The organism is Microcystis aeruginosa FD4 (assembly GCF_009792235.1).
GTDB lineage: Bacteria > Cyanobacteriota > Cyanobacteriia > Cyanobacteriales > Microcystaceae > Microcystis > Microcystis viridis.
This window is the reverse complement of record NZ_CP046973.1, coordinates 1,799,300-1,822,066: the sequence shown is the minus strand read 5'-3', so window position 1 is coordinate 1,822,066 and position 22,767 is coordinate 1,799,300. Positions and strand designations below refer to the sequence as shown.

The 22,767-nt window shown below is 43.8% G+C and carries 18 protein-coding genes and 5 pseudogenes; 17 read left to right on the top strand and 6 right to left on the bottom strand.

All coding sequences use genetic code 11. The features are described 5' to 3' along the window. The first annotated feature begins 95 nt into the window (after window positions 1–95). The 5 genes from GQR42_RS09455 to GQR42_RS09435 all read left to right on the top strand — a co-directional run bounded on the left by GQR42_RS09455 (window position 96) and on the right by GQR42_RS09435 (window position 3,611). Window positions 96–716 carry a hypothetical protein gene (locus GQR42_RS09455; protein ID WP_158199777.1) on the top strand — a complete coding sequence of 207 codons (621 nt, stop codon included), beginning with the start codon at window positions 96–98 and terminating at the stop codon, window positions 714–716. Between the two features lie 27 nt (window positions 717–743). Then, a complete protein-coding gene (locus GQR42_RS09450) occupies window positions 744–1,928 on the top strand; it encodes a PEP-CTERM sorting domain-containing protein (protein WP_158199776.1) in 1,185 nt (394 codons plus the stop codon). 11 nt (window positions 1,929–1,939) lie between these two features. Then, the gene (locus GQR42_RS09445; RefSeq protein ID WP_158199775.1) at window positions 1,940–2,401 is read left to right on the top strand and encodes a hypothetical protein; all 462 of its coding nucleotides are present in this window, start codon (window positions 1,940–1,942) and stop codon (window positions 2,399–2,401) included. A gap of 18 nt (window positions 2,402–2,419) precedes the next feature. Then, the gene (locus GQR42_RS09440) at window positions 2,420–2,626 is read left to right on the top strand and encodes a hypothetical protein (RefSeq protein WP_158199774.1); all 207 of its coding nucleotides are present in this window, start codon (window positions 2,420–2,422) and stop codon (window positions 2,624–2,626) included. Window positions 2,627–3,056: 430 nt separating this feature from the next. After that, window positions 3,057–3,611 carry a Uma2 family endonuclease gene (locus GQR42_RS09435; protein WP_158199773.1) on the top strand — a complete coding sequence of 185 codons (555 nt, stop codon included), beginning with the start codon at window positions 3,057–3,059 and terminating at the stop codon, window positions 3,609–3,611. Window positions 3,612–3,688: 77 nt separating this feature from the next. Here GQR42_RS09435 and GQR42_RS09430 read toward each other — a convergent pair whose 3' ends face one another. From GQR42_RS09430 to GQR42_RS09420, 3 genes are all read right to left on the bottom strand, one after another. Continuing rightward, window positions 3,689–4,531 (bottom strand): Rpn family recombination-promoting nuclease/putative transposase, encoded by an 843-nt coding sequence (locus GQR42_RS09430; protein WP_158199772.1) that lies wholly within the window; start codon window positions 4,529–4,531, stop codon window positions 3,689–3,691. Between the two features lie 163 nt (window positions 4,532–4,694). After that, complete coding sequence (locus GQR42_RS09425) at window positions 4,695–5,441, bottom strand: hypothetical protein (RefSeq protein ID WP_158199771.1); 747 nt, start codon at window positions 5,439–5,441, stop codon at window positions 4,695–4,697. Window positions 5,442–5,650: 209 nt separating this feature from the next. After that, window positions 5,651–7,291: a DNA methyltransferase gene (locus GQR42_RS09420; protein WP_158199770.1), complete on the bottom strand. Its 1,641-nt coding sequence runs from the start codon at window positions 7,289–7,291 to the stop codon at window positions 5,651–5,653. A gap of 1,304 nt (window positions 7,292–8,595) precedes the next feature. On the opposite strand from GQR42_RS09420, the gene GQR42_RS09415 reads away from it, so the two are divergent. The 8 genes and pseudogenes from GQR42_RS09415 to GQR42_RS29915 all read left to right on the top strand — a co-directional run bounded on the left by GQR42_RS09415 (window position 8,596) and on the right by GQR42_RS29915 (window position 15,858). Then, window positions 8,596–8,733 carry a hypothetical protein gene (locus GQR42_RS09415; RefSeq protein ID WP_158199769.1) on the top strand — a complete coding sequence of 46 codons (138 nt, stop codon included), beginning with the start codon at window positions 8,596–8,598 and terminating at the stop codon, window positions 8,731–8,733. Window positions 8,734–8,877: 144 nt separating this feature from the next. Continuing rightward, entirely contained in the window at window positions 8,878–9,435 is a 558-nt protein-coding gene (gene efp / locus GQR42_RS09410; protein WP_002788532.1) for an elongation factor P, read from the top strand. Between the two features lie 165 nt (window positions 9,436–9,600). After that, window positions 9,601–10,095 carry an acetyl-CoA carboxylase biotin carboxyl carrier protein gene (accB, locus tag GQR42_RS09405; protein ID WP_158199768.1) on the top strand — a complete coding sequence of 165 codons (495 nt, stop codon included), beginning with the start codon at window positions 9,601–9,603 and terminating at the stop codon, window positions 10,093–10,095. 5 nt (window positions 10,096–10,100) lie between these two features. Then, window positions 10,101–11,087, top strand: a complete 987-nt coding sequence (locus GQR42_RS09400) for a zinc-dependent alcohol dehydrogenase family protein (protein WP_158199767.1) — start codon at window positions 10,101–10,103, stop codon at window positions 11,085–11,087. A 1,106-nt stretch (window positions 11,088–12,193) separates the two neighbouring features. Next, window positions 12,194–12,880: an ATP-dependent Clp protease proteolytic subunit gene (locus GQR42_RS09395; protein WP_045360910.1), complete on the top strand. Its 687-nt coding sequence runs from the start codon at window positions 12,194–12,196 to the stop codon at window positions 12,878–12,880. Window positions 12,881–13,096: 216 nt separating this feature from the next. Next, window positions 13,097–14,303, top strand: a pseudogene (locus tag GQR42_RS09390) (RNA-guided endonuclease InsQ/TnpB family protein). A gap of 65 nt (window positions 14,304–14,368) precedes the next feature. Then, window positions 14,369–14,968: an ATP-dependent Clp protease proteolytic subunit gene (locus GQR42_RS09385; protein WP_158199765.1), complete on the top strand. Its 600-nt coding sequence runs from the start codon at window positions 14,369–14,371 to the stop codon at window positions 14,966–14,968. Window positions 14,969–15,630: 662 nt separating this feature from the next. After that, on the top strand, window positions 15,631–15,858 hold the full coding sequence (locus GQR42_RS29915; RefSeq protein ID WP_158202434.1) for a transposase: 228 nt from the start codon (window positions 15,631–15,633) through the stop codon (window positions 15,856–15,858). A gap of 243 nt (window positions 15,859–16,101) precedes the next feature. On the opposite strand, the gene GQR42_RS09375 is transcribed toward GQR42_RS29915, so the two are convergent. Continuing rightward, window positions 16,102–16,458 carry a hypothetical protein gene (locus GQR42_RS09375; RefSeq protein WP_158199764.1) on the bottom strand — a complete coding sequence of 119 codons (357 nt, stop codon included), beginning with the start codon at window positions 16,456–16,458 and terminating at the stop codon, window positions 16,102–16,104. A 140-nt stretch (window positions 16,459–16,598) separates the two neighbouring features. Next, a complete protein-coding gene (locus tag GQR42_RS09370) occupies window positions 16,599–17,522 on the bottom strand; it encodes a hypothetical protein (protein WP_158199763.1) in 924 nt (307 codons plus the stop codon). A gap of 530 nt (window positions 17,523–18,052) precedes the next feature. On the opposite strand from GQR42_RS09370, the pseudogene GQR42_RS09365 reads away from it, so the two are divergent. The 4 genes and pseudogenes from GQR42_RS09365 (at window position 18,053) to GQR42_RS09350 (ending at window position 20,670) form a co-directional block, all read left to right on the top strand. Next, window positions 18,053–19,066 (top strand): annotated as a pseudogene (locus GQR42_RS09365) (IS630 family transposase). A 69-nt stretch (window positions 19,067–19,135) separates the two neighbouring features. Further along, a pseudogene (locus GQR42_RS09360) lies at window positions 19,136–19,327 on the top strand (nucleotidyltransferase family protein); the annotation flags it as partial. Between the two features lie 452 nt (window positions 19,328–19,779). Next, window positions 19,780–19,986 (top strand): annotated as a pseudogene (locus tag GQR42_RS09355) (HepT-like ribonuclease domain-containing protein); the annotation flags it as partial. A 63-nt stretch (window positions 19,987–20,049) separates the two neighbouring features. Further along, window positions 20,050–20,670, top strand: a complete 621-nt coding sequence (locus tag GQR42_RS09350; protein WP_158199761.1) for a chorismate lyase — start codon at window positions 20,050–20,052, stop codon at window positions 20,668–20,670. A gap of 32 nt (window positions 20,671–20,702) precedes the next feature. On the opposite strand, the pseudogene GQR42_RS09345 reads toward GQR42_RS09350, so the two are convergent. Further along, a pseudogene (locus GQR42_RS09345) lies at window positions 20,703–22,741 on the bottom strand (hydantoinase/oxoprolinase family protein). Window positions 22,742–22,767: the final 26 nt, after the last annotated feature.

Here is a 22,767-nt window from a genome sequence, read left to right as displayed (position 1 = left end):
TTGGACACAGGTATTCAATGGACTTTTTTGATCAAAGTTCGACCTAATTGAGATAATTTCTCATTTAGCTTCTCTAGACCGTTAAGGAGAAACCGATGTCATCTCATACCACAGAATCAGAAAAAATTGATTTCCCCAAAACCCTAGATATCGCCACCGTTTGCGTTTATGGGCTAGGAATCCTCTCGGCGGGCTTATTTTTATTCCTGCCCTTCGTCAATCTCCTGCATCCGAGTCCGTGGCAGCGATGGTTAGGCACAATTCACGGTTTTGGCTCTTTATTAGCCCTAGTCGTCATTGTTTACGCAGGCCACCTCGCTTTTCCCCTGTTAAGAGGTTCTAGCAAACTCTTGCGGCAAATGCGAACCCTCAGCTTCTGGTCCAGCGTCCTCGCTTTTTTAGCGATCGCCACTGGTAATTTAGCCTATATGCGCTATCGGGCCGGTTCAGAATTTGGCGGCGCGCGCGCTTGGTTAAAAGAAAATTCGCCCCTCGGTCAATACGTCCTCATGGAATACCACGAATTCAGCGTCTTGTTTACCTTGCCCCTAGGCGTGGCCTGCACTTGGATTCTCTGGAAATACGGCGACTCAATTTTAGACAAAGCTAACCGACCGGTGTTAACAGCCACTTGCATTGCTCTGATGGCAATGATGTTTTTTGCTATGGGTGGTCTCGTTAGCGGCCTCGGTGTCGCCAAAATTCAGGCTCTGTAAACCCTTATTTGCTTATTCACCTCAAAAATGACTAAAATTCAACTTTCGCTCGTTCTAGCCACTGTTTTCGGCTTACATACTGTGTCTCCTGCCCTAGCGGGTTCGATGTATAAAATCACCGACTTGGGTACACTCAGCCCCGATGGTACGGATACGAGGGCAGCCAGCATTAACAACCAAGGTCAAATCGTCGGTCGTTCCCGCACCGCCGGTAATACCGCTTCTAGCGGCTATATCTGGGAAAACGGCACGATAACAGCGTTACCCCTTACTGGCCCAGTTAATGGCGGCACCGCCGTCACTCTCCCTGGTCGCGGTGGTTTATCTCGTTCTATTAATGACGCAGGGATGATTGTCGGTGCGGGAGATGAAACCGCCGGACCCACAGACCGGGCGTTATTGTGGACTCCTAACGGTTCCGGGGGTTACGACCTCAACATTTATAACTTTGGTGGCCTGGAAAGTTATTTTATCGACATCAACAACAGCAATCAGATTGCTGGTTATCATATCTTTGCAACCAATCGAAGAAACGCTATTTTCTGGGAAAATGGCACTCTTAACGACTTACCTAGTCTGGGTGGCGATCAAAATTTCGGTTTAGCTATCAGTGACAACACCGAAATCGTTGGTTATGTGGACTCCGATACTGTAGTGAACGGAACTAATGTTTACAGTGCCGCTTTTTGGGAGCAGGATGCCAATGGTAATTTTGTCCTGACTAATCTAGGAATTCCCAACGGATTCGCCCAAAGTTTTGCCCGAGATCTTAACGAAAATGGCTTAGTTATTGTTCAAGCGACTAATGGTTCAGGAGCCACTTTAACCTCTAGCGGATTCCTCTGGGATAACGGCAATTTGATTAATTTAGGCAGTCTTGGTGGTACGCAAGGCGATGCTTTAAGTATTAACGAATCTGGTCAAATTGTGGGCTTTTCTAATCTTGCTAGTGGAGTCGCCCACGCCACTCTCTGGCAAAATGGTCAACTATCAGACCTGAATGATTTACTTGTCAATGGTACGGGATGGGTTTTAAATCAAGCCACCGGGATTAATGAAAGCGGCCAAATTATCGGTTTTGGCACTTTTACCAATGGATTAGGACAGCAGGAAACCCGGGCTTTTCTCCTAGAGTCTGTTCCCGAACCTAGTGCCATTATGGGACTCTTAGCGGTGGGACTTTTCGGTTTCACACAGTTACGAAAAAAATAGGAACAAATCTGATGACCCAACGTTACGTCGATAGTCCTTGGTATGGAAAAATCTGGGCTTTTTTAAAACAATTTCCCCAAGGTTTAGCCGAAGGTGCCAAACGTTCCCCCGCCACTTCTGGCCCAGCAGCAGCGGCAATTATTAGTGCTGGTATTGGCTGTTTTTTAATGATGGTTTCTCACCATTTTTCCGATGCAGACCATTCAAAAACCGTAGAAACTTTTCTTGGGAATTTGGGCAGTTGGATACCTGGCAGTAAAAATCCTAGCAAAATGTGGGGTAATATTGGCAGTTATACCGGCAAAGAAACGATGTTATTAATTGGCTGGTTAGTCAGTTGGCCGATACTGCATTATCTTTGGAAAGATCGCCAGATAAAAGCTAAGACCATTCTCTTTTGGTTTTTTGCCCTCATGATTGCCGCCACGGCCATGTCATGGCATCCACTATTTCCCTATTTACCTTTAACTTAAAGTCTAGGAGGTGACAAAATGGACGCTCAAGTTAGAAAGGTTTCCTCGCGGAAAATGCACGATATCGTCTGGATATTAGTGGGAGTTTTTGGTTTATTTGCGATTACTTTTCCTCTGTCTATGTGGCGAGTCAGCAATATGGAAAAGTTTCAAGGTTCTCATGTTAAATCTTTACCAGTGGCAGGAGAAGTTAATCGCAAATCTTCACGGATTACAACTAAATAAGGGGCTGGATTAATACTAAGCAAGACAGTTTCAGCTAAGAAGGAAAAACTGTCAATCCTGTGGAGGCAAAACATCAGATATTTGTTGAAAAGGAGAGACGATTTCTAAATTTTTGGCTGAGACTCAAACCCGTTTTGCAGAGATTTTATCTACTCCAAGTAATCTGGTTAAGCTGTACTGAATTTAAACTGAGTATTGGAAATTTGGCTCTTCTGGTTTCTGTGTGGAAACGAGGTCTATACTGATAGTTTCTTCCGCGGCCCGACGGTTCGACTGAGCATCGCCGAACGTCTGAGCATCGCTGATCATCAAAATAGCCCTAAAAGTCTTGCCCGATAAGCATTTCACGTTCTATAAGCAAAACTTATCACACAAAGTGGAGAAGAGCCATTCTCGTACTATAATTAATAGTAGGCTTCCCCTAGAAATTATGATCGCGGTTCCCAACTACATCAGTCCCCAAGAATATCTCGCTATCGAGCGCCAGAGCCAGATCCGCCATGAATACCGACGTGGTTTGGTTTATGCGATGGCCGGCGGTACGGATAATCACGAGCGCATTGCCTTCAATTTTCTCAAAGTAATTGACGAACATTTAGGCGACTCTACAGACTGTCGGTTTCACTCGGGTAATGTCAAGGTTAACTATCAAGATCAGTTTTATTACTATCCCGATGCTTTTGTTACCTGCGATCCTCGCGATCGCCAAGACCGTTATCTGAAACGCTATCCGAAACTGATCGCGGAAGTGCTTTCCCCCAGTACGGCCGCTTTTGACAAGGGCGAAAAATTCCAAGATTATCAACAGATAGAAACGTTAGAAGAATATGTATTAATTTCCCAAGAAATCCAGCGCGTGGAATGCCGTCGTCGTAATTCTCTGGGGACATGGGAAACGACTATTTACGAGACAGGCGATCGGGTGATCCTGCCAAGTATTAACCTAGAGTTAGCGATCGCCGATCTCTACCGGGGAATAGATTAAAATGCGAACTACTCTCAAGGGAGTTGAGAGCTTGCTGCTTCCATGGGAATGGATAGACCGCATTTAGTTTATTTGTACTAACTTGCTCGGCAATTTTCCAGCCATTGTTCTAAATCTTGTGGTGACTGAAAATCTAACAAAGCTTCTCCCAAGTTTTCTAACTGTTCTAGGTCAAGACTGCGAATATTGGGCAATAATTCGGGAGAAATGTCCCCTATCCGCCGATTTAATTGACGTAAAACTAGGTTAGCTTCTCCTTCTTGTCGTCCCTCTTGTCGTCCCTCTTGTAAACCTTCCGACCAGATTTCTTGATAGATAACTGATTCTTTCATGATGTCTTTCCTCAATAATCGTTGAATGATGTCTTTCTCTAATACTAACCCAGCTAGAATAGCGGTAGATGCAGCCAGATTACTTTGTTCTCGACTATCGCTGATTTGCTCGATTTCTTGGGCAATTTGCCGCAGCAAGTTTTCTTGTTTCTCAGCTTGAGCGAGTATGGCAAAGGGAAACAGTCCGGGAGCCTTTAATAAGGGTTCCGAGGGTTGTTCCCAGAGTCTAATCACTTCAAATTGATGAGAGGTTTTCCCTTGTTTATAATCATTTTGTCGGACTTTGGGGGAGTCACTTTTCCTCAGATAAATAACCACTTGATGGATAGGTTTATCGGGATAGCGTCGATAGAGTCTGGTGGCATAATCTAGCATTCTATAGGGAATATCTTCTTTAGGTTCGGTTTGGAACTCGATATGTAAGATTAATTCTTCCGACTCCAAAAAGATTAAAGTATCGGCTCTAATTGGCTCTAGGGATAATTCCGAGGGTTTAATTTCTGTTAATTCTAAGGGTTTACCCAGTAACCAAGTGGCCAAGTCTCTCGAATATTCAAGGGCGATAAATTTACAGGTAGAATCATACATTTTCAATTCAATTATAGGTTAAGGCTGACCTATATTTTAACAAAATTATCACCCTATCCCTAAAAATAACCAAAGGAGGTTTTAAAACCTTCCTAAAGGCCAAGATGTGCTTCAAACTATCCTAAATGGAGATTTTATGCTTGGCGCTTACGAAAAGCAGCACCTAACCCCCAAAGATGATAGCTTCAAAAATCTCGTAGCGTTCTTTGCCAATGCGAATAAAATAAATATCGCCCTCTTTCGAGGCACTAAACGCCCCAGAGTCCGCCTGACTAACATCGTAGCCGATCGCTTTCCCTTTTTCAAAGAAAATGATACGCTTGCGGCCGTCGGGTTTGGTGACAGTGACATCTGCACTACCGTTACCTCGACGAGTGACACCAAAGGGACAAGATCCCGCCGGTTTTCCGTCGCCCATAGAACAGGTAACACTACCCGTAGCATGGTAATTTGTCCCGGGTACTTTGGCATCGCTTTGGTTGTAATAATTGGAAATAAAGATTTTTAAGCGATAATTAGCTACCTCATTATTACGCACTGAATTGCGGATCAAACCCACTTGGATCGTATAATCGCCATCCGCTGGTAGGATTCCTTCATAAGCGTTACCGGCATTAGACCCGATAACCATCGCCGCATCCTTGCCGGGGACTTTACCCGGTGCAAAAAGGTTGAAAGAAGCACCCCCATTATCGCTATTGAAGGCAAGGGAGATATTCTGCCCAGCATTAGCGCGAATTAGGTACTGAACGACCTGTCCTCCCTTGATTTTGCCTTGAATGGTTGTTCCAGATGTTCCTGCTTTGAATTGTACCCGTTCTTTACGAACTTCGCTTAAGGCTGGAGAAGGTAGGATAACGGGGGTGGTGATTAAGGCAGCGAGGAAGAAAGCGGAAAAGAGTTTACGCATTTTCTGGGAGATAAAAAAATAAATCGAGAAAAGATGCGGTTTTTCTGCCCCTCCCCGAATCAGTAGGGAGGAAATCGAGATTACCGACCATCTAACGGACTGGTGTGGACAAGAGACTGATAGCCTCCACCTTCTACCCGTACCCTCAGAGAGTATGAGTCAAGTCCGGGGATTTTGTCAAGTCTTTTTTAGAAAAATAGAAAAAAACTTTAATCGGGGAAGGGTATATCTAAACTCATTTGTTGTCCTTGGGTTTCCCTTTGTTTTTCGGCAGCTTTCAGGACTTCAAAGGTGAGGATAACATCGAGACGTTTTTTCTGTTCAAGGATTTCTTGTACTGTCACAATCTCAATTTTATCCACACTTTGACTCATGTAACGACCGCGATAAATTCCCGCAGATTTGGCCGTTTGAACCATATCTTTGCTAGGAGGTTTCAAGGTGATAAATATACCCAAGGCTGCCCCTTGTAGTGTCATGTTTCCCTGTAGATCTCTGATGTCTCCCGATTTGACATTACCGGATTTTACTTGAAAAATCATTTTCTCGCGGTTGTCCTTATCTCCCTGAAAATAGGCAATAGCATCGACTCCTTTATCTGCCCCTTTTTTGTCATTAATCACAGCCCGGTTATTACTATAGGTTAAAACCGCCCATTTCTCAAATTCTTTGCGGGTACGATCATCGGGTTTAGTGGCTAATGCTTGCGCTGATTCCATGTCTTTAGGAATACCGTTCAGTTCAATTTTATCTAAAACATTTTTACCAAAGGAGTCCTCTAATCGCTTTAATATTAAGCTAATACTCTGATAGGTTATATCAATTCCAATCCAGTTTCTCTCTAATCTCTCTGCTACAGCGATAGTCGTTCCACACCCACAATAGGCATCTAAAATTACATCTCCTTTATTGCTACTTGCTTTGATTATTCTTTCTAATAATGCCTCTGGTTTTTGCGTGGGATAACCCAATCTTTCAGATGCTTGTGAGTTAATTGGAGGAATATCATTCCATAAATTTGTCAGTGGTACTCCTGGCATTTCTTCTAAATACTGCTTTAATCTAGGAGTACCATTTCTTGTATAATATAATTTATTTTGTTCTTCGTATTTCTGCATTGTTTCTATAGGGCATCTCCACAGCTTTTTAATTCCCTTCCAATCATAGTTATAACCACCACCTGACAGTCCACCAGCAGTCAAATCTCTATCTAAAAATCTTCCTTTGCCATCTTGATGCTTATAATATTTTTTCAGATATTCTTCTGAATATGGCTTAAATTGTTGATTAAACATCAAAATTAGCTTGGAATATAAAAAAATAACATCAGTAGTGTTAGCAAAAGTTTTGGAATCTGAATGAGCAGATGTTCTTTCCCAAGTAATTTCAGCAATATAATCACCACCCTGAGAGCAAAAAACCGTATCTAAAACTATTTTTAAATAATGACTAGCAGTGGGATCGCAGTGGAGATAAAAGCTACCAGTAGATTTTAAAACTCGATGGATTTCCACGATCCTCAGAGTCATACTCACCAGATAAGCGAGAAGACTACCTTTTCCTAAAACTTTAGTCAAACCGTCAATTAAATCGATAGTCTGACTGGTAAATTTACCCTGATAGTTGCTTTGAATTTCCTCTAAAGCTTCGTTAGCGTGATTATCCCATGTCCAGGTATCCACAAACGCTTGTGCTTGTGCTTGATCTTCCTTGCCTAAGTTGTTATAAATTTGGTTGTAATTGCGTTTAGAATTAAAGGGTGGGTCGATATAACAAAGATCGATCGATTCATCTTTGATATATTTCCGCAGCACTTCTAGGTTATCACCGTAGTATAGTTTATTGACCATCGAGATTAAGGGGATTGACTGCATTCTCAATTGTATTATTATTCCCCGTTAAAGAGGGCGAATACAATCGCTCCCGACAATGATATTAGGGATTTGCGCTTTGATAATGTACCTTTTGGGCGAACGCAGTTCGCCCCTACATTGTGGACAAAATCCGTTACTGTAGGGGCGCAAGCAACCTGCGCCCTCCGCGCTGCGGGGGTTTGCTGATCACCCTAAGTAGAGTTGGCTGAATAAATCTAAAAACCTTGTTGGATAAGACTTTTAGACTTTTTTCCCCTCAAAAAGTGCCCCATGGCGGGGATCGGGGGGAAAATTCCAGGACTTTTTCCCTGAAAATTAGGTAGTTGACCACCTGAAAATCGCTCAAACCCCACACCCCACACCCCACACCCCACACCCTGTCCCCAGGAAAAGCTTTTTGCCGCAAACCCTAGGTAGGGGGAGAGCCTTCGAGATGTTATCGCAACCGAATCGGCGGTTAGGACATGACAATCTCCGAAACCCTCTCAGGTTGTACTTTTGACTGGCGCGTAGTGCTAGACATTTTGGCTGCCAGGAACCTGCACCCAAATGCCTATTTTCAGGCTGAGTGATCGATGAAAATCTCTAGTAAGGGACTTGCGCTTTGATAATCTGCCATCTGGCTGGTCTGATTCTTCTAAGTAGGGTCTGCTGAATAAATGTGAAATGTAGGCAAGGTAGGGGTTTTGTGGCTTTACGAGCGAAACAGGTGCAAGATTTTGAGAGAATCGTGCTTCAAAACCTTGCGTCTTCATCGGCCCGCGTCCTGTAGGGGCGAAGCATTCGGGCAATAACCTATCGGTGAAACCGGAGATTTTCTATCCGAATGCTTCGCCCCTACTTTTTGCCGCAAACCCTAAGTAGGTGGGTGGAATTAAATAAGCTGTTTTGAATCTAAATTGCATATTCGATTTTTCCTCCTGCCTCCTGCCCCCTGCCGACCGCCTGATCTCAACAAGCAATTTAAATTACGAACAGCTTATAAGATGAACGTAGGTTGGGTTGAAGCATGAAACCCAACGCCCGCATAGTTTACGCTACCGCTAACCCATCCTACAAATAATTGTGCCTCCCTACTTATAGCAATTCCCCTAGTTGTGAGGTGCAGAGTCTTAGGTTTTGAGGAGTCAGGAGTCAGGAGTCAGGAGTCAGGAGTTAAGATTTTGGTGTACCTCATGAGATTGGGAAACGCTATAATACGGAGATAAATTCAATTTTCTTCAGTCTATCTTGCCTGAAAATGAGGGGGTCGCAGGCAGGCACAGATTCCCATTATATAAATGAGTATATGTCAATTGGTGGGATTTTGTCAAGAGGAATTATTGTGGCAATGGGCGATCGAATCTGAGCAAGTAACCACAACTTACTGCTACTTGGGGGGAAATCCCCCTAAATTCCCCTTCAAATTCCATGTGTAGCAGAAAGGGTAAGTGGTTAGCTTTTGTCCCTTGCTTGCCCCACCTCCCACCTCCTCCGTACCTGCACGGGCGGGAAAAAAGTTTTTTTGGGTACAGGAGTATGTAAAATGGAATGTTGATCTTTCTTGGCCTAAACAGCATTTCATGATTTCGAGTAACGACTTTCGGAGCGGCACAACCATCGAGATAGATGGCTCTGTCTGGCGGGTGGTAGAATTCCTGCACGTCAAACCGGGTAAGGGATCGGCCTTTGTGCGAACCAAGTTAAAAAACGTCCAGACCGGCAACGTGGTAGAACGGACGTTCCGGGCAGGGGAAACCTTGCCCTCAGCCACGATCGAAAAGCGCACCATGCAGCACACCTACAAAGAAGGCGATCAGTTTGTCTTCATGGACATGGAGACTTTTGAGGAAGCAACTCTCACCCCGGCACAAATGGGCGATCGAGCCAAGTATCTCAAAGAAGGAATGGAAGTCAATATTCTCTTTTGGAATGAGCAAGTGCTAGAGGTGGAATTGCCCACCTCGGTAATCTTGGAAATCACCGATACAGATCCGGGAGTCAAGGGAGATACGGCCACCGGTGGCACGAAACCGGCGATCGTAGAAACGGGAGCGCAGGTAATGGTTCCCCTGTTTATTTCCATCGGTGAAAGGATTAAAGTGGATACCCGGGATGGTTCCTATCTGGGACGGGAATAATTGTGATCAGAAGCCCAGAAATGAGGCATTAGGGACGGGTTTAGGACTAAAGCCAGTTTTCTGAGCCTGTTTCCCAAAACTTAGCCGCTAGATGGAAAAAATCGACAGTTTGGTGGGTGCGAATTTGGATTTGTTGCTTTTTATTTGCGAGGGGATTTCAGAGCGGTGACTATTGATTACAACGAAATTCGAGAACTGATCAAAACATTGGCAGCAACGGATATCAGTGAATTTAGCTTGAAAAGTGCAGATTTAGAGCTAAATATCCGCAAAGGAACCGTTAATACTGCCCTTGGGCCTCTCCCCGCTCCCTTGCCAGTGGTGACAGCCCCGGTCGCCCCTCCAGTGGTAGCCGCAAGTCCCACCCCGGTCCCGGAAAACCCCACTGCCGAACCCGCGGCCGCCGCTATTGATAAAAAATGGCTGGCGATTACCTCTCCCATGGTCGGCACTTTTTATCGCGCTCCCGCTCCCGATGAACCGTCTTTCGTGGAAAAAAATGATCGAGTCCGGGTCGGACAAACGGTCTGTATCATCGAAGCGATGAAGTTGATGAACGAAATCGAAGCGGAAGTGGCCGGGCAAATCGTTGAGATCGCCGTCGCTAACGGTGAACCGGTAGAATTTGGCCAGACGTTAATGTGGGTTAATCCCGAATAGATAGAATGAAAGCTATCCTCATGACCGCCTTGGATGTCCTGCAGCTTCAGGAAGTCCCCACCCCGAAAATTAGTCAATCGCATCAGGTTTTGGTAGCATTAAAAGCGGCTGGTGTCAACCCTATTGATACAAAAATTCGTAAACGCGGCACTTTTTACCCCGAGCAAATGCCGGCCATTTTGGGCTGTGACGGGGCGGGAATTGTCGAGGCCGTTGGGGCGGCAGTGCAGGATTTTCGACCTGGGGATGAAGTGTACTTTTGTAGCGGCGGACTAGGCAAGGCCGGCACGGGAAATTATGCTGAATATGCCCTGATCGAGGCGGATTATCTAGCCCACAAGCCGAAATCTCTTTCTTTTGCCGAGGCGGCCGCTGTACCTTTGGTTTTAATCACCGCTTGGGAAGCACTCTATGATCGCGCCCGTCTTCAGTCGGGACAAAGCGTCCTGATCCATGGCGGGGCCGGGGGTGTTGGTCATGTCGCAATTCAATTGGCGAAACTGAAAGGGGCTAAAGTTTATACGACGGTGGGAAATAGCGATAAAGAGCGTTTAGTGCGGCAATTAGGGGCAGATTACCCGATTTTATCCAAACAAACCGATTTTGTCGCGGCGATACTTCAAGAAACCGCAGGGAAAGGGGTAGATGTCGCTTTTGATACGGTGGGAGGAGAAACTTTTGGGCAAACTTGCCGAGCGGTGCGCGTGTACGGCGATATGGTGACGATTTTGGAACCTACGGGCAGCTGGAAAGAAGCACGCGATCGCAATTTGCGAATCAGTTTAGAATTAATGTTAACCCCGGCTTTGATGGGACTGCCAGAAGCGCAAAAATATCAAACAGAAATTCTCAAGCAAGGGGCGCGTTTAATTGACGAGAAAAAGTTAACTATTCATCTCTCCCAAACCTTCCCTTTAGCGGCAGCTATCAGCGCCCATCAATTGCTAGAAACTGGTTCGGTGACGGGGAAAATTGCCCTAATTACTGACTAGAAATCTGCCGGTCAATTATATATGATACCTCGTTGTCAGGGTCTCTCTGGCAAGGCATTTCCAGAGATTCTAGCTCTTGTTTAACCTATGAAGTGCCGTCCGTACCCTACAGCATTTAGGTAGGAATGTCAAGGCATTGAAACGGGTAGATGATAAAAATAAACTCAGTCAACTTTCCCTTGAACAAATTCGCCAACAATTAAATCAGGAAATTCTAATGGCTCCCGATGGTAAAAATGGTAAGTAAGCTAAAACGCATCTTAGATGCGTTTCAGCAAGGCCGAAGCCTGTTGCCTCTTGCCTTATCTCAACAAGCAATTTAAATACGCGGGCAGCTTATGTGTAATTATAGCGTTTCCTAAGCTAGTGAGGTACACCTATTTTTCTTCCCTTTTGCCTCTTGCCTTTTGCCTTTTGCCTAAAACCCATAACTTTTGTACCTCAGCAGACTGAAAAACGCTATAGGGACTTGCGTAGGAATAATATCCCAGCTTTGAAAATCGCTCTGTAGAAGAATCAGACCAGCCCTAAATGGCACATTATCAAAGCGCAAGTCCCTGACTAGAGATTTTCATCGAGCGCTCAGCCTGAAAATAGGCATTTGGGCGCAGGTTCCTGGCAGCCAAAATGTCTAGCGCTACGCGCAAGTCAAAAGTAGAGTTCTTGCATAATTAATTGTTGAGAGGGCAAAAATGAGAAAAATAGGCATAAAATTGCGTAAAATCTCTAAATAAAGCATTTAATTGATTAATGCTCATTCTTAATTCTCCTGACTACTGACTACTGGCTCGGAGACTCCTGACCTAACGGAAGATTTTTGATTTTTGCAAGAGGTCTATTCAAAAGTCAAAAGTACAACCTGAGAGGGTTTCGGAGATTGTCAATGCGCCCCTACAGTAACGGATTTTGTCCACAATGTAGGGGCGAACTGCGTTCGCCCAAAAGGTACATTATCAAAGCGCAAATCCCTTAATTGTGTCTAGCTACCTATAAGATGCACGGGCAGCTGTGGAGGGATTACTGGGGACGAACCTACCCCCACGCAATCGGTCAACCTGATTACGTTAAAATCAAAAGCAGGATACTGTGTATGACGGAAAAACTCGATGAACTCAGCGATTAAAGCGGTACAAACTGCCTATTATGGGGATGCAGCCTATCGGACACCACCACCGGACTTGGAATCTCTCCTGCTCAAAGAGAGAATTGTCTATCTGGGGTTGCCTTTATTTTCCTCCGATGATGTCAAGCGCAATGTCGGAGTGGATGTGACGGAATTAATTATCGCCCAACTGCTTTACCTGCAATTTGACGATCCCGAAAAACCGATTTTCTTCTATATCAACTCTACCGGCACATCCTGGTACACGGGGGACGCGATCGGTTACGAAACCGAAGCTTTCGCTATCTGTGACACCCTCAACTACATTAAACCTCCCGTTCATACTATCTGTATCGGGCAGGCCATGGGAACGGCAGCGATGATTCTTTCTGCGGGAACCAAGGGTTTTCGCGCCTCCTTACCCCACGCTACCATTGTTCTCAACCAAAATCGCACCGGGGCCCAAGGACAAGCCACCGATATCCAGATTCGTGCCAAGGAGGTAATCGCCAACAAACAGACGATGTTAGAGATTTTCTCGAAAAATACGGGACAAACCACCGAAAAACTGGCGAAAGATATGGATCGCACCTTCTATCTCACCCCACAACAGGCGAAAGACTACGGGTTGATCGATCGCGTTCTCGAAAGTCGCAAGGAACTACCAAAACCCCTCGCCCAAGTTAGTTAAGATTTATCTTAAGTGTCGGGTGAAGACCCTCAGTTTCACTGACGGGATGAAACCCGACCAGTATAAAAAAGCACTTCGACACATTTCGACAGGAGTTCGGCGAGGCTCACTCGGGCTGCTCAATGTAAAGGCTCAGTGACACGAAGCACGATTGAATCCTTGACAATTTTGTGCGGATGCGTTAGCCTAAAAATAGTTGTTTGAGGTCGATAAACGATGATTGTCTTAGAAATGAAAGCCGTGGTCAAACCAAGTCAATGTTCTGCCATTGATGAGGCTATTCGTACAGTACAATTCATCAGAAACAAAGCATTAAGGCTTTGGATGGATGCCAAGAGAGAAGACAAAATCGATAAATATTCTCTCAATAAATATTGTGCAGTTCTCGCCAAACAGTTCAAGTTTGTTGATACTCTAAATTCTACGGCTAGACAAGCATCAGCCGAACGCGCCTGGTCAGCTATTGCTCGTTTCTATGACAATTGTAAGAAAAAAATAAAAGGTAAAAAAGGTTATCCTAAGTTTCAGAGAAATAATCGTTCTGTGGAATACAAAAACTCTGGGGGTCAACTATCTGATGATAGAAAGAAAATAACTTTCACAGATAAGAAAAACATTGGCACGGTTAAACTGAAAGGAACCAGAGACTTAAACTTTTACCCTCTAGACCAAATTAAACGAGTTAGGATTGTTAAACGAGCGGATGGTTATTATGTCCAATTCTGTCTTAGCGTTGATATTTGGGAATATGCTAAACCCCTAGAACCAACAAAAAGATGTGTGGGATTGGATGTAGGTTTAAAAGTTTTCTACGCTAACAGTGATGGGGAAACGGTAGAAATACCGCAATACTATCGCAAGGCAGAAAAAAGATTAAATCGTCTCAATCGGAAGAAATCTAAAAAGTTTAGAAAAGGTCAACCCCAATCAAACAACTACCAAAGGGCCAGAAAGAGATATGCAAGAAAACATTTAAGAATAAGTAGGCAACGTAGAGGCTTTGTCGAAAAAGAGGCATTGCGCGTCATTAAATCTAACGATTTTATTGCTTACGAAAACTTAAATATTCAAGGCATGGTAAAAAACTCTAAACTAGCTAAATCTATTAATGATGTGGCTTGGTCAACTTTTCGACAATGGTTAGAATATTTTGGTTTTAAATATGGTAAGGTTACGGTAGCAGTAGCCCCCCATAACACGAGTCAAAATTGTTCTAACTGTGGTCAAAAAGTCCCTAAATCTCTATCTACGAGAACCCATGTTTGTCCCCATTGTGGCTATGTAGAAGATAGAGATATTAACGCCGCTATCAATATTCTCAAAAAGGGACTAAGTACGGTAGGGCATACCGGAACTCAAGCTTGGGGAGAGATTTCCTCTGATTTGGTTGGACAAGTCCTGTCAGATTAAGAAAACTCGTTGAACCAAGAATCCCTCGTTTTTAGCGATGGGACTGTCAATACAAATTAGCAGGAGTTGTTACCAATTATGCCTATCGGTGTGCCAAAAGTTCCCTACCGTCTGCCGGGTAGCCAATACGAACAGTGGATTAGCATTTACAGCCGTCTTTCGGTGGAACGCATTCTTTTTTTGGGGCAGGAAGTCACCGACGGGTTAGCCAATGCCCTTGTGGCCCAAATGCTTTATCTCGACTCGGAAGACCCCAGTAAACCCATCTATCTCTATATCAACTCGCCAGGGGGTTCCGTTACCGCCGGCATGGCCATCTACGACACCATGCAGTACATCAAAGCGGAAGTGGTGACTATCTGTGTGGGATTAGCGGCCTCTATGGGGGCATTTTTACTGGCTTCTGGTAGTCCGGGTAAGCGTCTCGCTCTTCCCCACGCGCGGATTATGATTCACCAACCCATGGGCGGAACCGGGCGCCGGCAAGCGACGGATATCGACATTGAAGCTAAGGAAATCCTGCGTATTCGCCAGCAATTAAACGAAATTATGGCTAATCGCACCGGACAAACTATCGAACGCATCGAAAAGGACACTGACCGCGATTATTTCCTCTCCGCCGAGGAAGCGGTCGCCTACGGTTTAATCGATAAGGTGGTGGAGGGAAGACCGGCTTAAGTCAGCCATAGGTTAGAACAGGCGAGAAACCTGTTCTAAATGCCAAATGAAGGGCGTACGCTATACGCCCCTACCAATCACAGCAGCTGCAATGTAGGGGCGCAACCTGGTCAGTGAGTTGATCGAACTGCTTGCGCCCATAATGTGACATTGTGAACATTTTTCAGCCAAGAGCCAAGAGAGGCTCTTTTTTTTCTGATATTGAGGGAATAAGCCTGACTCACATACTATAAAAACGCCAAAAAATCTGTATCAAAAGCAGCAGAAATTGGCAAAAAAAATTAAGATGTGCAAAGATGTTTTACATCTATTTAGGGCTGGCTGAATAATGGTAAAACCCTTTTAAAATAAGGCTTTTGACCTGTTAAAATCCGATGTTCATGCTGCGAATATAGGATTGGGACATTCAAAAACCTGGCATTATCCTTTTTTAGTACAAGACTGGTACAAAAAAGGAGGGCAACAAAGCCTGAAACGACCGGCTACTGACTCAGAGACTCCTGACTTGAAAGAGGGTGTAGGGTGTGGGCTTCGGCCGTGATCTCAGGCTTCGACGGTGAGATCAGCCGAACCGCCGAACGGGTGTGGGGTGTAGGGAAGGAAACCTCTTTCATCTGTGGGGGTGAAAATTTTTTCATCGGGACTGACTCCTAACCCCACCAATACACTTTTTCAGCAAACCCTATTTAGAGGAGTTCTCAAAAGCCTATTCAGATAGCCTTAATATTGTGCAAGTAGATAATCGGAGATTTCACACAAGTAAGAAGTTGATTATTCCCGAAAACATAATATTGTTATTCCCACCTCCCTATTCTCCAGAACTGAATCCAATAGAGAGACTAGGGGAAGAACTGAAAAAAGAGATCAAATGGTCATGCTTTAAGACTTGAGAGGACTTGGAAGTCAAAGTAGATGAATTGTTTAAGAAGTTAACACCCCCAGAGGGTTGCTTCTTTCACAGGATTTCCCTTCATCCTTGATGCTCTATCTGCACTGAATACAATTTAATTTGGTATCAATAAGGGGAATTTACCAGAATGTCAAAGGAGATCAAAGACAGCACTTTTGTCAACGCACCAGTCCTAGTTTTTAGCGAATACTGGCAACCAACTCTTGAAAAGCTAAAAATATGCCTAGAAATCACCACCGAACTCTTGACGGAGCGAGCGCAGTATATCTGGTCCCAAAGTTGTCTCACCAGTTTGTACTAACCAACGTTCCAAGTTACGATTGGCATCGATAAACTTCTGGGATGAGTCTCCCTTGTATCCGACCACTAATCCATTCGAACAAACGATCCACTCGAATCCAGCGATCGCACCTTCGGGATTACTGAGGATCACCCCTCGATAACCCAAATTGCCACTAGGTTCACCGGCGTTGGTAGGGGACAAACGCTGCAGTCGCCGGAGTAGTTCCTGACTATCGCGCTGGTTAAGAGTCCAATGGGGATTGGGACGACCACTAAATACATCGAGTTCTACTTGCACAATGGGCTCCACTGTCTGAGTGTAAACTATTAGGCCGAGCAGGCAAAAGAGGGGTATGGCAATCGCCACAATTACTCCCACCTTTCCCCTCCTTCCCTCAGGTTCTATCTTAGCCATCTAACTGACCTGAGTTGAAACGTTTAACGAATTTTTTGGCTCTTACAAGTATAGAAATAGCCGCAAAATTGCGTATAAATTCCGCGATTACAGGTTTCGGGATTTGTAATCACCCGGTTACTATTATCAACATTTCTGACCGGCGTGGAACCAGGTTTATGACTCCAGAAACCCTCTTTATTCAGTCGATACCAGTGGAAATCTCGTCCTGGAGCTATAACTAGGGCGACCAGATAGCGAGGGGCTTCGGAGGCGGGGAAACAATTATAACGTACGTGTAAGCCATCACACAGGGAAGCTCGGGTCACTTCCGCACAGGTGAGCGAGCGGTAGATATTACCACAACCGCGTCCGGGTTGGGCAAAGGTATCGGTGCGTTTGTTACTGGCGTAATTGTAGCAGTTATTGTTCCGCAGGATAGTTGCGTTGTTGTTCCAGAAATTGGGATTATAAGCTCCCAATTCGTATTGGCAGGCGGCCTTGGGGGTTTCGAGGGGCATTTCGACAGCTTCGGGGGATAATTCTAATCCTTCCGTATCGAGGAGCGTCAAGCGCTCACCTACATATAATTGTTCCTGCAAAAACCCCTGTAGATCTGCATCTAAAGATAGAGCTTCTTCTTCAGGGGTCATTCTGGTGGTTATTTCAGCACTATTCATTAAACCGACCAGTCTTTCGGCAATAGCATTAGCTTTAGAACTGATAGCATACTGTCCAGCCGCTAGATAAATACTCTCAGACAGATTGTAATTGCGGCCTAACTCATCGTTGAGGGGTTCTACTAAAAATCCCCGTAATCCTAGACCAGCGTTGGCTGGTGCCGATTTAGCGATGACACTAGCATTATTAGCAATTTCCCGCAGGGTAGTGCGAATTTCCTGTTCATCACTGATAATCCACTCCGGATTCGCTCGTCCAGAATATACATCCGCAGTAATTTTTAACATCTTTTTTCTCCTTCTTTGAAGTAAACAACCTTGTCTTAGGTGTTCAGTGACTTGTCCCACGAGTGTCAGATTTATGCACTCGCGAAAGTGACTTGCTCCCAGATACTCCTACTATACATTTAAGAAAATACGGGAGCATCTCTCTTAGGTCATAAGTATCTAAGCACAATTAATTACACATCTAAGCCACTACTCCGTCAGACTGCTGCTGTGATCAGTAAACAGTGAACTGAAAACTCAAATCCGATCCCTAATAGCTGTCTTGTGAGTCTCGGAGTCTCGGAGTCTCGACTAGGAAATTAATTTTGCACGACTACTTAAGTAGAAATATTTAAGGGGTAAATAGAATTAAACAAGGGTCTCATTCAAATAAGCGGAACGATGGCGAAGCGCCGGTGGAAGATTAAAGAGGAATTTTAAGAATTTATCCTAAAATTTCCCCTATGCAGTTTAAATGCAGTACAGCTTATACTTTTTGAAAAAAAGTATGTTATACTTGGGAAAGGTATAATTTATGCAGTAAAAAGGCAATGAGTGGAGTCCCTAATCTTAATATTGCTGAGTCGGTAGAAGAATTAAAATCCTTATTAAAGCAACAAGTAACCTCTTTAAACTTTGCTAAAGTACAATCCTTATATCTACTAAAAATTAAGGAGGTAGAAACGGTTCGTCATCTAGCCGTGTTAATAGGACGATCAGAAAGAACCCTTCATCGCTGGTTAAATTCTTATCGAGAAGGAGGAATAGAAAATCTCTTGTCAGAATCAGAAAAACTGGGAAGACCCAAAAAGATTTCAGGAGAAGAAGCCGCTTCAGAATGATTTAAAAGACCCTGAAGGCTTTCCAAGTTATAGAGAAATTCATTTTTTAGTATCAGTTATTTTAGAAATACCCACCAGTTATATAACTATTTACAGTCTCATAAGAACTGAACTACAAACTAAATTGAAAGTGGCTTGACCTCAAAACTTAAAACAAGTACTAGGGGAAGTAGAAATATTCAAAAATAATCTAACTGAACAGCTACGAGCTTTACTAGACAAAGAATCTGAAAAAGTTAGTCAATATTTAAAAACCTGCTTCGGTTGTCACAATATTGCCAGAGAAAAAATAACAATTAAAGGCATCAAGCCTCTTGGTAATTTTTAGTATAATTTTCAATAGCTCTGGCTTTATGGTTTAATAGAACCTCGAACAGGTAGTAGTTTTGTCTATGAGTTTTCCCATTTAGACGGGGAATATTTTAATCAAAATTTAACACTTTTTCTCAAGATTTTCCCGAGGAATTACATATTATTCAATTAGATAATGCTCCCGCACCTACTGCGACCGACTTAGAAATACCCGATAATATTCTACTATTTTATCAACCTCCCTATTGTCCAGAAGTAAATCCCATTGAGAGAGTTTGGCTATATTTAAAAAACTTATTGGCATGAGGTAATTTTAACTTCCTTGATAACTTAAGAAGTAAACTTTATCATCTTTTAAATTCTCTATCCAATGACACGATCAGGTATTTGACGGGATGGTCTTGGATTTGAGAATCTCTATGTCTGTCAGGACTTTAGAAAAATGGCATAATACTGATGACGGGTTCCAGGACACACCAGATGAAACGAGATGAGGTGCTGGCAATTCTAGAGGCACACCGAGAACAGTTACAAAAACTGGGGGTAAAATCTTTGTCTTTATTTGGTTCAGTTGCAAGGGATGAAGCTCATGGCGATAGTGATGTGGATTTGTTAGTAGAATTTGATCGACAAAGTGGTTTTTTTCAACTTCTGCAAATACAGTATTATTTAGGGTTTGCTGAAAAAGTTTTTCCTGGGGGCAGGGTGTAGGGTGTGGGGTGTGGGGTGTAGGGTTTTACCGATTTTGAGGGGGTCAATTACCTAATTTTCAGGGAAAAAGTCCAGGAATTTTTCCCCCGATCACTCCCAGATCCATTACTTTTTGATGGCCAAAAGGTCTAAAAGTTTTACCCAACAAGGTTTTTAGATTTATTCAGCAAACCCTATTTAGAAGATATTCTGGGATGTTCTGTAGATTTGGGAACTCAGGATGCCTTGAGAGAACATTTACCAGAACCTGTGCTTGAGGATGTTATCAATGCCTTCTAGAGATTGGCGACTTCGCCTTCAAGAGATTTTAGAATCTAAGTGAGTGGGTGGAATTAAATATAAGATGAACGTAGGTTGGGCTTCGGCCGTGAGCTTTTGCCGAACGGTTGAAGTATGAAACCCAACGCCCGATTATGTTACGAAGTGCGCTAACCCATCCTACAAATAATTGTGCCTCGCTACTTATCAGTGCAATTGAACAGCGGACAAAGGGAATAACGTTTGAGGAATTTACCAAGAATCAAACAAATATCAAAGCGGTTCTCTATGATTTTCTCATTATTGGAGAAGCAACTAGAAATGTACCAAAGGAAATTCAGTCTCGCTATCCTCTTATTCCTTGACGTTTAATGGGAGGAATGAGATATGATTAATTGAAGAATCATAAAGTTTTGTAACAAACCTTGACTGCTATCCTCCGCCCCCAAGAAAAGCCCCTGCTTAATCGTCCTTGGTACTCCCTGTCCCCTCTCTGGCAAGGAGACGAAACCGATGTTAAACAAGGTTTACCCCATAGCCAACTTGCCCCCCCGTGGCAGATTTTAATTCTCGGTGATGGTTCTCCCACCCGTCATTTACAACTTTTAACTGGTGAAAAAACGGAAGTAGATGTGATCGATATGTCCCCCATCGGCGATGATGAGGATGGCGCACCGATGAAAATTAGCCTGATTCCGGGGCCGAGATTGCGTCGTCAAGTCTGGTTACGCACAGCTAGTGGTCAAAGGTTAGCCTATGCTGCTTCTTGGTGGTCTGCCAATCAAGTGGACGAATATCTAGAAAATCGTTCCCTACCGATTTGGGAAAGTCTCTCGCGGCTGCACACGGAATTGTATCGCGATGTGCAGGGACTTTATTACGGTCATTCCCCAGAATTAGAAATAGCTTTTGGGGAAAAAGGAGCATTTTGGGGTCGTCATTACCTATTTTGGCACGCTCGCCAACCCCTTACCCTGATTTACGAGGTTTTTTCTCCCTGTCTCCGTAAATACCTCGGCGAAATGAGAATTGATCAATTAGAATAACTGCCGTAGATATTTCTAAGTAGTTCAATTAGTTAATCTTTGGAGAGAATTAAATGATTTTTCTCCGTTAATTTTACCATCCAACCTGGTTCAATCACAATCGTGCTAATTTTTTCGATAATAATTGCAGGTCCAGCCAGACAATCAAAAGGTTGCAGATCTGAACGCTGATAAATTGGCGTTTCCCGCCATTGATTAGCCATAAAAACCGCTACTCGATCGAGGATAGGAGGTAATTCTCCCATCGGACGGGTGCGAGTTAAAATTGCTTCTTGGGGACTGTCCATAGTCTCGATCAATTCCACGGCAATCGACTCAACAATTAAAGCTTTTTGTTCTTGCTTAAACCCATAACGTCTTTGATGTTCCCGTTCAAAATCCTGACGCATTTGATCGCTAAAATTAACCGCTAAAGTGGCATCACTGCCTTGATATTTTAAACTGACTTGCTGCCGCACCTGATTATAACCCTCTAATTCCCGACCAGCTAAAACTTCTAATTCGTTCATCTCCGTCAGTAACTGCCCGATTAAATCGGCATTTAACAACTGTTCGATCGCTTTTTCTTTAATTACCCTCAAATCGGCCAACCCCATGCCGTAGGCGCTTAAAACCCCGGCGTAGGGATGGAGAAAAATGCTTTTCATTCCCAGAGTATCGGCAATTAAACAGGCCACTTGACCCCCGGCACCGCCAAAGGTACAAAGAGTATAATCACTGAGATCATAACCCTTTTGTAGAGAGATTTTTTTAATCGCATTAGCCATATTTTCCACAGCAATTTTAATAAACCCCGCCGCCAGCAGTTCAGGACTATTATTACCCCCCATTGTTGCCGCTAATTCGTGAAACTTTGTCAGCACAATCTCTCTATCTAGGGGGAAATTTCCCTCTTGTCCAAAAATAGCGGGAAAATAGGCGGCTTGAATTTTTCCTAACAAAACATTAGCATCGGTAATTGTTAAAGGTCCACCCCGTCGATAACAGGCAGGTCCCGGATTAGCTCCAGCACTTTCTGGTCCAACCCGAAAACGATAACCATCATAGACTAAAATCGAACCCCCACCAGCGGCCACGGTGTGAATACTTAACATCGGCGCTCGCATTCTTACGCCAGCAATTTCGTTATCTGTTTGGCGCTCGTATTCCCCTTGAAAATGAGAAACATCGGTGCTAGTTCCTCCCATATCAAAACTGATAATTTTGCTAAATCCTGCCCTTAAACTGGTTTGTACTGCCCCAACTATTCCCCCCGCAGGACCGGATAAAATGCTATCTTTACCCTGAAATTTATCGGCGGTGACTAAACCGCCATCGGATTTCATAAATAGTAAGCTAGTCTTCGGTAATTGCTGGCTAATACTATCAACATATCGGCGTAAAATTGGCGATAGATAGGCAGAAACACTGTGGTATCTCCCCGGGATACCAGTTTCATTAAAGGACTGACTTGGTGGGAAATTGCTAGGTGAGTAAAGCCGATTTCTTCGGCAATAGCTGCCACTTGTTTTTCGTGGTCGGGATAACGATAACTGTGCATAAAAACAATCGCACAACTTCGGATACCAGCTTGATAAACTGGTATTAAATCGGCTTTAACTTGGGCGGGATTAACGGCGATTAATTCTTGTCCTTGACTATCGTAGCGTTCGGCCACTTCGATAACTTGTTCGTATAATAAAGAAGGCAGAATAATTTGACGGGCAAAAATATCGGGGCGATTTTGATAGCCAATTCTCAAGGCATCTTTAAACCCTTTGGTGATTAACAAAACCGTGCGCTCTCCTTTCCTTTCTAACAGCGCATTGGTGGCTACCGTTGTTCCCATTTTAATCACTTCGATGTTATCTAGGGAACCGCTAATATCTTTAATCCCTTGCATGACTGCATCTGGGTATTTTTCGGGATTCTCCGAGAGCAGTTTATAGAGAACAATCCACTGTTGATCAGCAAGGGGAACAATCAGAAATCTAGCGGCATCTCTAGCTAGTCGTTCGATAATTTCTGGTCGATCGATTATCGCCACGATATCGGTAAAAGTTCCCCCTCGATCGATAAAAAATTTTAACATAATCCCTTCCAGTTCTCAGAGTCAGT